Source organism: Caballeronia eucalypticola (assembly GCF_047608185.1).
GTDB lineage: Bacteria > Pseudomonadota > Gammaproteobacteria > Burkholderiales > Burkholderiaceae > Caballeronia.
This window is the reverse complement of the sequence record NZ_JBLKRU010000010.1, coordinates 53,859-64,609: the sequence shown is the minus strand read 5'-3', so window position 1 is coordinate 64,609 and position 10,751 is coordinate 53,859. Positions and strand designations below refer to the sequence as shown.

Below are 10,751 nucleotides of genomic sequence, written 5' to 3'. Positions count from 1 at the left end.
CTATCCGCAGAAAACCTTCCACCCAATTTGTACGCATGCCGAACCATTTTTAAACCACCTGCAGAATGCATAAGGCCTAAAACCGGCAAATAACAATGCAAACTAATAGCTAACCCGCGAAGCACCACAGCGGCAAATACGCGTGAGGCCGTGCGGGAACGTGGGGCACTGGTGCTAGCCCGAGAGCGTACGGGGCGAAGCGTTTTACTGTCAGGATTCGCGAGAAAGAGGGGTTCAAACATCCTAAGCTCTGGCGAGCACCGTGCTTTTGGGGTACCCATGAATGAAAACTGCACGCTGTGGACACTTAATTTTTAGAGAGGTGAAAGCGTTTTCTTTGCTTCGTTTCTTTGTCGCTTTGGACAAAGAAATGACGCGCCGCCACGCGCAGTGGCTAATAGTGATAAAGAAATCAGCTAACGTAAAACGCGCGAAGACCTGGAAAGCAGCAACCCGGCATTGACTCCGACCCCCACCCCCAAACCCCGACCATCCATACCCAACCGCCATCGATCACCTCCGCCCGATCAATACCTCCGTGCCATCACATCCAACCCCACTGGCCTGATCCTGTCCGCATGCCCTGCACATCCAAACGCCTCAAACCGCGCCACGCATAAATCCCTCGCCGCAGCCGTCGCTGCCTTCAACGCATGACGCGGATCGAACTCACCCTTTGCCATCGCCAGCGACCTCCGCATCGCCCCGGTCATTGCCAGCCTGATATCCGTATCGATATTCACCTTGCGCACACCATTGGCGATCCCGCGCTGAATCTCCTCCACAGGCACCCCATAAGTCACCGGTATCTCACCACCATGCTCACGAATAATCGACAACCACTCCTGCGGCACCGACGACGACCCATGCATCACCAAATGGGTATCAGGAATCAACCGGTGAATCGCCACGATCCGGTCAATAGCTAAAATATCCCCATCCGGCTGACGACTAAACTTATAAGCGCCATGCGAAGTACCAATGGCAATAGCCAGCGCATCCACACCGGTCGCTCCAACAAATTCCCTCGCCTGCCCAGGATCGGTGAGCAATTCATCATGCGACAAGCGGCCCTCCGCCCCCACGCCATCCTCCTCGCCGGCCTGACCCGTTTCGAGCGACCCCAGACACCCCAACTCCCCTTCAACCGATACCCCCACCGCGTGCGCCGCCTCCACGACCCGCCGGCTAACCTCCACGTTGTAGTCGTAATCAGCGGGCGTCTTCTGATCAGGCATCAACGATCCATCCATCATCACGGACGTGAAGCCGGACCGGATCGCCTGCTGGCACACCGACGGACTCGCCCCGTGATCCTGGTGCAGAACGACCGGCAGGTCGGGATGCGCCTCGATCGCAGCCAACACGAGATGACGCAGATACGGCTCCCCGGCATATTTGCGCGCCCCCGCCGATGCCTGCAGAATCACCGGGCTGCGCGTCATTTCCGCGGCCTGCATGATCGACTGGATCTGCTCCATGTTATTCACGTTGAACGCGGGCACGCCATAGCCATGTTCCGCTGCATGATCCAGCAGCTGACGCAATGCGATAAATGACATTTCGGACTCCGTTATATTTAGGTTATGAGCAGCTCCCTAAAAACAGATGTGCTCAGCGAGCAACCCTGCTTGCCTCATCGACTACTGCCTTTACCGTCAGCCCGAAATGCTCGAACAAGGCCTCGGCCGGCGCGGATTCGCCAAAACTATCGATTCCCACCACCCCGCCGTCCAGCCCAACATATTGCCGCCAAAAAGCACTCACCCCCGCTTCAATCGCGACACGCGGTACATCCCGCGGCAACACCCTGTCACGCCACGCCCGCGATTGACGGTCGAACACGGTCGTAGATGGCATCGACACCACCCGGGCAAACACGCCCTGCGCATGCAACGGCTCAACTGCCGCCAGCGCAAGCGCGATCTCCGACCCGGTCGCAATCAGCACCACGCGCTTCGACACACGACCCGCCGGCGCCGCCCAGTCGCGCAGCACATAGCCGCCATTGGCAATCGCATCGATCTGTTCTTCGTCGCGCGATACAAACGGCAAGGTCTGACGGCTCAGCAACAAACAGGAAGGACGATCGCGGTCCACCGCGCACACCCATGCCTGCGCCGTCTCCACGGTGTCGCACGGACGCCATACATCCAGACCTGGAATCATGCGAAGGGTTGCTGCATGCTCTATCGACTGGTGCGTCGGACCATCTTCGCCGAGACCAATGGAGTCGTGCGTGAACACAAACACCGTGCGAACCTTCATCAGCGCGGCCATGCGCAACGCGTTACGCGAGTAGTCGGAGAACGTGAGGAAAGTCCCCCCGAAAGGCAGATATCCGCGATGCAGCGCCATACCGTTAAGCGCCGCACTCATGCCGAATTCACGCACGCCGAAGTGCACATAGTTGCCGCCCTGAGGACCGTCGCGTCCGCCCTCCACTGTCACCGCTTCCTTCCAGCGCGTGAGATTCGAACCAGTGAGGTCCGCCGATCCTCCCAGCAGTTCGGGCAACGCGCGAGCCAGTCCTTCTATGGCCTGCTGCGATGCCTTGCGCGTTGCCATCGACTGGCCTGCGCGGTTGGCGTCCTGCACGAGCGTCAGCGCCGCGGAACGCCAGTGCGCTGGCAGTGCTCCGCGCGTACGCCGTTCGAACTCGGCGGCTTCGCGGGGATACTGGCGCCGGTACGCAGCGAACCGGACGGTCCAGTCCGCTTCAACCCTCTTCCCGCGCTCGCGAGCGTCCCACAGGCTCCTGATCGTCGACGGAATTTCGAAGGGCGGATAAGGCCAGTCGAGCGCACGCCGGGTCGCGGCCACCTCTTCAGCACTAAGCGGCGCACCGTGCACGTCGTGCGTCCCGGCCATCGACGGCGAGCCTTTTCCAATGACCGTCTTGCAACAGATCAGCGTCGGTTTTCCGGCAGTGCGCGCATGGCGCAATGCGCGGTCGACGGCATCGACATCATGACCATCCACCTCGCGCACTACGTGCCACCCATAGGCCTCGAAGCGCGCGGGTGTATCGTCGGCGAACCAGTGGTCCACGTGGCCGTCGATCGAAATGCCGTTGTCGTCGTAGAGCACTGTCAGCTTGTTCAATCCGAGCGTACCCGCCAACGAAGCGCCCTCGTGCGATATGCCTTCCATCAAGCAGCCATCGCCGACAAAAACATAGGTCCGGTGATCGACAATCACATGCCCCGGCCGGTTGAACTCTCGCGCGAGCAGCGCCTCGGCAAGCGCCATTCCAACCGCGTTCGCCAGTCCTTGCCCCAAGGGTCCGGTCGTCGTTTCAACGCCCGGCGTCAGCCCTACTTCGGGATGCCCCGGCGTCTTGCTATGCAGTTGACGGAAGCGCTTCAGTTCATCGAGCGGCAGGTCGTAGCCGCTCAGATGCAGGAGCCCATATAACAACATGGAGCCATGCCCATTCGATAACACGAACCGGTCGCGGTCTGCCCAATCGGGATTGCGCGGATTATGTTTGAGGTGCCGGCTCCACAAGGCGACGGCAATCTCCGCCATTCCCATCGGCATGCCGGGATGACCGGATTTAGCCTGGCCGACCGCATCGACAGCAAGAAAACGCAACGCATTCGCCATCAAGCGAGTTTCAGCGCGGACGCCTGGCGGCGCAGACACTTCGGTGGACATATCAGTGACGGCACTCATCGCATGCCTCCTTCAATCAAAAATGAAAATAGATAAGACCGGACCTCAGGCGCGCGCACGCCGATCGAGCAACTGCAGGATCAGCGGCGTGAAGATGAGCTGCATCGCGAGCCCCATCTTTCCGCCGGGTACGACGATCACGTTCGGACGCGACATGAACGAGTCATGCAGCATGGTGAGTAAATACGGGAAGTCGATTCCCTTCGGCCGCGCGAACCGGATCACGACGAAACTCTCGTCCGCATGCGGGATCTCGCGCGCGGTGAACGGATTGGATGTGTCCACGGTCGGCACGCGCTGGAAGTTGACATGCGTGCGCGAAAACTGCGGGCAGATGTAGTTCACGTAGTCCGGCATACGCCTGAGGATGGTGTCGACGACCGCCTCGTGCGAATAGCCGCGCAAGGTCTGATCGCGATGCAGTTTCTGGATCCACTCAAGGTTGATGATCGGCACCACGCCCACCAGCAGGTCCGCGTGACGCGCGACATCGGCCTTGTCGGTGACAACCGCACCGTGCAGCCCCTCGTAAAACATCAGGTCGGTGCCGGCAGTGACGGCTTCCCATGGCGTAAACGTGCCTGAGTCCTGCTTGTAGAGCGCAGCTTCCGCGTCATCATGGACATAGTGGCGAACCTGTCCGGTACCTGTCGCGCCATAGTCCGAAAACAGTTGTGCAAGCTCTTCAAGCAGGTTGGCCTCGGGGCCGAAATGGCTGAAGTTGGGCATGCCGTCGCGCTCGCTTTGCTTGAGCGCCTCGCGCATGCCCAGCCGATCGTGCCGATGAAACGCATCGCCCTCCACAATCTGCGCGTCGATACGCTCCCGCCTGAAAATATGCGTGAAGCTTTTCATGACGGTTGTCGTGCCCGCACCGCTGGAACCGGTCACCGCGATGACCGGATGTTTGACTGACATGATGTGTCTCCTGGTTCTCGCAATCGAATTCGATCAGGCGACGCTCTCAGACCGGCGCTTCAGGCAAGAACAACGATCGCTTGTTAAAAAGTGGCGACGTGAAAGGCTTGTCTTCGCCACGGTCGTAGTCGGCGTGATAGCGGGCAATGCGCGCCACTTCATTCTTTGAACCCAGGATCACTGGCACTCGTTCATGCAACGCCCGGGGTTGCACGTCGAGGATCCGCTCGCGCCCTGTGGTCGACATGCCGCCCGCCTGCTCGATCAGGAAACTCATCGGACTGGCCTCGTATAAGAGGCGCAAGCGTCCTTGCATGGCCGGCGTCTTGAAGTCGCGCGGATACATGAACACGCCGCCACGCATCAGGATGCGGTGGACTTCGGCGACCATCGAAGCAATCCAGCGCATGTTGAAATCGCGTTCACGGCAACCACTGCGGCCGTCCTTGCATTCCTGCACGTAACGGCGCACGGGCGGCTCCCAGAAGCGCTCGTTCGACGCGTTGATGGCGAACTCGCAGGTATCGTCAGGAATACGAATATCCGAATGCGTGAGCACAAAATTGCCGACCTCGCGCTCCAGCGTGAAGCCATGCGTGCCATTCCCCACTGACAGAACGAGCATGGTCGAGGGACCGTACACCGCATAACCTGCCGCCACTTGCTCGTGACCGGGCCGCAAAAATGCGGCATCAATTTCACCCGGGCCGCCCTGCAACCCGGCGGGCGCGCACAGCACCGAGAAGATCGATCCGACCACACCGTTGATATCGATATTCGAGGAGCCGTCCAGCGGATCGAACGCCAGTAAATATTCCCCGCGCGGATACGCGGGCGGAATCGTGTACACGTCTTCCATCTCTTCAGACAGCATGCCCGCCAGCAGGCCGTCCCACTCGCAGTGCTGCAGGAAGATGTCGTTGGTCGCAATATCGAGTTTCTTCTGTTCCTCGCCATGCGTGTTGAGGGTCGCGGCCGAGCCATAGTTGCCGCCCAATGCCCCCTTGGTCAATTGCGCCGAGATGGTCTTGATCGACGCCGCTACGTCGACCAGCAGCGCCGACAAACCGCTGGCCTGAACCGGCGATGGATCGCGATCGAGGGTATCGATCAGGAACTTTGAAAGTGTGGTCCGTCCATCCAGCATGGCGCACTCCTGGGAGATTCAAGCGTGATCAAGCAGATCTCTGCGGCGGCGTATCGAACACGCGGCTCGCGCGAATATCGGCGGCGCATAGCAGGGTGAGCGTGGCGGTATCGGATGGACCACCGCCTTGCATCGCTTCGGCGAACAGACGGCTGGCCTGGCGCAATCGCGCACGATCGAGCGCGTTGCGCACCGAGCGCGCGTTCGCGAAATTCGGCTGGCTGATACGCCGCGCGAGATAGTCTTCGAACGCGGTACGTGCCTCTGCGTCGAGCCGGTAGTGCATCCGCGCGAGCATGCCTTCCGCAATCGCAATCAGTTCCGTGACGTCGTAATCAGGGAACGTGACGTGATGCGCAATCCGTGAGCGAAACCCTGGATTACTCTGGAAAAACGTTTCCATGCGCGACTCGTAACCGGCCAGAATGACCACCAGATCCGAGCGCTGGTTCTCCATGGTCTGCAACAGGATCTCTATGGCTTCCTGCCCGTAGTCGCGCTCGTTTTCCGGCCTGTACAGGTAATACGCTTCATCGATAAACAAAACGCCACCCATGGCGCGCTTGAGCACGTCGCGTGTCTTGGGCGCCGTGTGCCCGATGTACTGGCCGACAAGGTCGTCGCGCGTAACCGACACCAGATGCTTGCGGCGGATATACCCCAGCCTGAACAACACTTCCGCCATCCGCAACGCGACCGTTGTCTTGCCCGTGCCCGGATTGCCGGAGAAACACATATGCAATGTAGGTGCGCCGCTCGCTATGCCAAGCGTTTCACGCGCCCGTTCAACCAGCAATTGCGCCGCTATTTCGCGGATACGCGTCTTTACCGGCGTCAGCCCGACCAGATCGCGATCCAGTTCCGCCAGCACATCGCCCACCGCTGATTCGCGGAACAGCGCGACGAGATCGACACTCGGCATGTCCGGCTTGATTAGCGAATATTCAAGCGAATGTTCAGGCGATTTTTCGGCCGGCTCGTGAACCGTCGGATCCGCTTCGGCTAACGTCATCGTCGTCTCTCCAGTGGCTCAGGTGCTTAGCGGTTCGCAGGCGGCTGATCATTCGTATAAGACTTGATCGCGTAGTGCTGCACGCGGCCCTGGACGTCCTGGCGTTCCAGGCGGAAGCCCGGTTCGTCCTGCGGCCGGTTGACGATGAACGACAGCCGCATGGTCTCGAAGCCACGCACCGAATCGAACGCGTTGACCTTGATGTGGTGCTGCGGATACGTGGTTCGGCAAGCCCTGACTTCCTGCATCGCGCCGGCGGGATCCTTCAGGTCGAACATCGGCAGGCCCCACATTTCCCAATAGGTATTGCGCGGATGCGGGTCGTCAGTGAACTCGACCGAGCAGGCCCAGCCCTGTTGCAATGCGTAGTCGATCTGCAAGCCGATCTCCTCGTCGGTGAGTTCGGGAAGAAATGAAAACGTACCTTGTGTGATTCGCATGACTAACCTCTTGTCTGAAGAACCTTCTTAAGCGCCACGCACAAAACATCAAGCCGGCGTGGGCGTGGCGGCAAAGTCCGGCGTGTCGGTCGACGCGTAGTTGAACGTCACGTCGCGCCATGTATCCAGCGCCTGCTTGAGCGGCGTGCACCAGCGCGCCGCGCCCTCCAGTATTTCCGGCCCCTCGTTCGCGATGTCGCGGCCTTCGTTGCGCGCCTTCACCATGACCTCCAGCGCCACGCGGTTGGCGACAGCGCCCGCCTGGATACCGGCAGGATGGCCGATCGTGCCGCCGCCGAACTGGAGGATGCAGTCATCGCCGAAAAGGTCCAGCAACTGGTGCATCTGCCCGGCGTGAATACCGCCTGACGCTACCGGCATGACTTTTCGCAATCCCGCCCAAGGCTGATCGAAGAAGATACCGCGCGACAAGTCCACCGGATTGCGCGACTCGCGCAACACGTTGTAATAGCCCTGTACCGAAAGCGGATCACCTTCAAGCTTGCCGACCGCCGTACCGGCATGTGCATGATCCACGCCTGCCATGCGCAGCCATTTCGCGATCACGCGAAATGAAATGCCGTGATTGCGCTGCCGTGTATAAGTGCCGTGTCCTGCACGATGCAGGTGCAGGATCATGTCGTTCCTGCGAGCCCAGGCCGCCATCGACTGGATCGCGGTCCAGCCGACCACCAGGTCGATCATCACGATGCAGGAGCCCAGCTCCTTCGCGAATTCCGCGCGTTCATACATGTCCTCCATGGTCCCGGCCGTGACGTTGAGATAGTGTCCCTTGACCTCACCGGTAGCGGCTTGCGCGCGGTTCACGGCTTCCATGGAAAACAGGAAACGGTCGCGCCAGTGCATGAACGCCTGCGAGTTGATGTTCTCGTCGTCTTTCAAGAAATCGAGACCGCCTCTCAAGCCTTCGTACACCACGCGTCCATAGTTCTTGCCCGAGAGTCCCAGCTTCGGCTTCACCGTGGCGCCAAGCAACGGACGGCCGTACTTGTCGAGCCGCTCGCGTTCGACCACGATGCCCGTCGGCGGCCCGCGAAAAGTCTTGAGGTAAGCAACAGGCATGCGCATGTCCTCGAGCCGCAGCGCTTTCAACGGTTTGAAGCCGAACACATTGCCAATGATCGATGCCGTCAGGTTCGCCACCGAACCTTCCTCGAACAGGTCCAGGTCATACGCGATATACGCAAAATACTGCGGCTCCGCGCTGCTCGAAGACGGTACGGCATCCACGCGATACGCCTTGGCGCGATACATATCGCAGGCGGTAAGGCGGTCGGTCCAGACCACGGTCCAGGTCGCCGTCGACGATTCCCCCGCCACTGCCGCCGCCGCTTCCTCGGGCTCGACGCCGGGTTGCGGCGTGATCCGGAAGAGCGCGATCACATCGGTGTCCTGCGGTACGTAGTCGGGCTGCCAGTAACCCATCTCGCGATACTTCATGACGCCCGCCGAATAGCGGGAACGCGGGGCCGACGCGGTGGATGCCGGCTCGACGGCTGCCTTGGTGAAATCGTTCATTGCGTTTGCCTCGAAAGTAAAAAACGCGCTGTACAAGCTTCAAAAAAGCGCCTCGTGACCAGGTAGTGAACCGATGACGAACTGGCCTGCGCTGTGAAATCAATGTAAGCGCCAGCGGTTCCGAAGGGAATTCACGATTTTCTTCGACAGGGTTAAGCGATCCGTTAACGTGGGGTACTCCCTAAAGCCGTGTGCCGCGGCGACGTGGGACACTTTGCTCAGGTTCCGCGACAGTCAGGCGCATTCGCCATTGCGTCAACCAGTCCGCGTGTTCCGTATGTGCTCCAGACACGGCACGTGCGTTTTGGCACGCTGCTTGCGTGAGGGTGTGCTTGCTGGCGCTGCCCGTCGTTGCGAAAGCTGCAGGAAAGGCAACGAAGGCGGTACTGGCGTTCCGTTGGATAACTTGATGGAGACGACTATGCAGTGGACGACACCGAGCTACACCGATATGCGTTTTGGTTTCGAAATCACGATGTATATCGCAACGCGTTAAGCGCCGGGCGCCGCCGTCGGCCCATGGTTTTTGCATGGGCAACTGACGTGCGGCTTGGCGTGATCGTCCTGCCGTACAAGCACAGGTAGCGATGACGCCTGAGTTGGAGTGTGCTTGAGTTGTAGTTGTTTTAACCCGCCGGTTCCCAGTGCGTCGCCTTGACCAGCGTTCCCCGCCATGATTTACGAAACGATCGTCACGACCGCGGCGCACGATGGCCGGCCCCACATCGCACCCATGGGCGTCCGCTTCGAGGACGGCTTGGCAATTCTTGCGCCTTTTCGCCCCTCCACAACGCTGGACAATATTCTTGCCACGCGCGCAGCCGTGATCAATTTCACGACTGACGTGCGCGTGTTCGCAGGCTGCGTGACGGGCTACGCGCGAGACTGGCCAACACTCGCCGCCACACGCGTGAAGAGCGTACGGCTGGTAAATTCGCTCGCTCACACAGAGCTTGAGCTCGATACATTCCACGACGACCCGCAGCGTCCCGTGCTGCGCATGAGAAGCGTGCATGAGGAAACGCATGCGCCGTTCACGGGCTTTAATCGCGCGCAGGCTGCCGTGGTCGAAGGCGCGATTCTTGTCAGCCGCCTGTTCATGCTGCCGGCGGAAAAAGTCGACCATGAAGTGGCTTACCTGCAAATCGCCATCGATAAAACCGCCGGCGAGCAGGAGCGTTTTGCGTGGGACTGGATCTTGGCTGCCATTGCGCGTCATCGCGCCGCTGAAGCTCCCGCGTACGCCGCGCACGCATTGAACACGCCGCTGTCCGAGCGGCACTGAATCATTCCGGAGGTTGTCATGACCGCATTGCTCGCGAGCGTCCGCTCGTCTGAAGAAGCGCTCGATGCAGCACAAGCGGGCGCCGAATTGATTGATCTGAAGGAACCGGCCGCCGGGGCGCTGGGCGGCGTGTCCCTGCACGAGATCACGCGGATCGTGACCGTGCTGCGCTCGATATACCCGGTCAAGCCGATCAGCGCGACCATCGGCGATATTGCGACTGAGGCAACGGATGAAATCGCAGCGCGTGTTATCGACGTGAGCAATACGGGGGTGGATTACGTGAAGGTCGGCGTGACACCCGGGGCCGCGGCCCGGTCATGCCTGACCGAGCTGGCGAACTTGCCCGCATCGGTCGTGCCGGTGCTTTTGTGCGATGCGGGAATGGACGTGGAACTGTCGCGCTTTGCAGCCGGGTTGGGCTTTGCGGGAATCGTCTTCGATACCGCCAACAAGGACGGGCGCACGCTCTTTGATTGCGTCGATAAAAACACGCTGGCAGCCTGCTTGCGAGCGGCCGGCGAGAACGGTTCAATGACCGGGTTAGCGGGGTCGCTAAGTTGGGAACAACTGGCGGAGATTCGCGAGTTGGCGCCGGATATAGCGGGGTTTCGCACCGCACTGTGCGAGGGAGGACGTGCAGGACGTCTGGACCCCGCAAGAGTCGCGCGATGGGCCGATGCGCTGCACCGGAGTGCAGTAGTTCATTAACAAGGACCTGATCTTCGCATC

The 10,751-nt window shown here is 60.3% G+C and carries 11 protein-coding genes; 4 read left to right on the top strand and 7 right to left on the bottom strand.

Translation table 11 applies throughout. The features are described 5' to 3' along the window. Nucleotides 1-283: 283 nt before the first annotated feature. Nucleotides 284-463 (top strand): hypothetical protein, encoded by a 180-nt coding sequence (locus ACMX25_RS14030; protein ID WP_414950547.1) that lies wholly within the window; start codon nucleotides 284-286, stop codon nucleotides 461-463. 64 nt (nucleotides 464-527) lie between these two features. Here ACMX25_RS14030 and fba read toward each other — a convergent pair whose 3' ends face one another. From fba to ACMX25_RS13995, 7 genes are all read right to left on the bottom strand, one after another. Then, complete coding sequence (gene fba, locus ACMX25_RS14025; protein WP_414950546.1) at nucleotides 528-1,562, bottom strand: class II fructose-bisphosphate aldolase; 1,035 nt, start codon at nucleotides 1,560-1,562, stop codon at nucleotides 528-530. 52 nt (nucleotides 1,563-1,614) lie between these two features. Continuing rightward, on the bottom strand, nucleotides 1,615-3,678 hold the full coding sequence (gene tkt, locus ACMX25_RS14020; protein WP_414950545.1) for a transketolase: 2,064 nt from the start codon (nucleotides 3,676-3,678) through the stop codon (nucleotides 1,615-1,617). Nucleotides 3,679-3,723: 45 nt separating this feature from the next. After that, on the bottom strand, nucleotides 3,724-4,596 hold the full coding sequence (locus ACMX25_RS14015; protein WP_414950544.1) for a phosphoribulokinase: 873 nt from the start codon (nucleotides 4,594-4,596) through the stop codon (nucleotides 3,724-3,726). A 46-nt stretch (nucleotides 4,597-4,642) separates the two neighbouring features. Continuing rightward, nucleotides 4,643-5,743 (bottom strand): class 1 fructose-bisphosphatase, encoded by a 1,101-nt coding sequence (locus tag ACMX25_RS14010; RefSeq protein ID WP_414950543.1) that lies wholly within the window; start codon nucleotides 5,741-5,743, stop codon nucleotides 4,643-4,645. A gap of 28 nt (nucleotides 5,744-5,771) precedes the next feature. Next, nucleotides 5,772-6,665 (bottom strand): CbbX protein, encoded by an 894-nt coding sequence (gene cbbX / locus ACMX25_RS14005; protein ID WP_414950689.1) that lies wholly within the window; start codon nucleotides 6,663-6,665, stop codon nucleotides 5,772-5,774. A gap of 116 nt (nucleotides 6,666-6,781) precedes the next feature. Continuing rightward, a complete protein-coding gene (locus ACMX25_RS14000) occupies nucleotides 6,782-7,195 on the bottom strand; it encodes a ribulose bisphosphate carboxylase small subunit (protein ID WP_414950542.1) in 414 nt (137 codons plus the stop codon). A 48-nt stretch (nucleotides 7,196-7,243) separates the two neighbouring features. Continuing rightward, a complete protein-coding gene (locus tag ACMX25_RS13995) occupies nucleotides 7,244-8,734 on the bottom strand; it encodes a form I ribulose bisphosphate carboxylase large subunit (protein WP_414950541.1) in 1,491 nt (496 codons plus the stop codon). 421 nt (nucleotides 8,735-9,155) lie between these two features. Here ACMX25_RS13995 and pqqA point away from each other — a divergent pair, with 421 nt between their 5' ends. From pqqA to ACMX25_RS13980, 3 genes are all read left to right on the top strand, one after another. Further along, entirely contained in the window at nucleotides 9,156-9,230 is a 75-nt protein-coding gene (pqqA, locus tag ACMX25_RS13990; RefSeq protein ID WP_013342881.1) for a pyrroloquinoline quinone precursor peptide PqqA, read from the top strand. A gap of 177 nt (nucleotides 9,231-9,407) precedes the next feature. Next, nucleotides 9,408-10,019, top strand: a complete 612-nt coding sequence (locus ACMX25_RS13985) for a DUF447 domain-containing protein (protein ID WP_414950540.1) — start codon at nucleotides 9,408-9,410, stop codon at nucleotides 10,017-10,019. An 18-nt stretch (nucleotides 10,020-10,037) separates the two neighbouring features. Continuing rightward, nucleotides 10,038-10,730 (top strand): (5-formylfuran-3-yl)methyl phosphate synthase, encoded by a 693-nt coding sequence (locus ACMX25_RS13980; RefSeq protein WP_414950539.1) that lies wholly within the window; start codon nucleotides 10,038-10,040, stop codon nucleotides 10,728-10,730. Nucleotides 10,731-10,751: the final 21 nt, after the last annotated feature.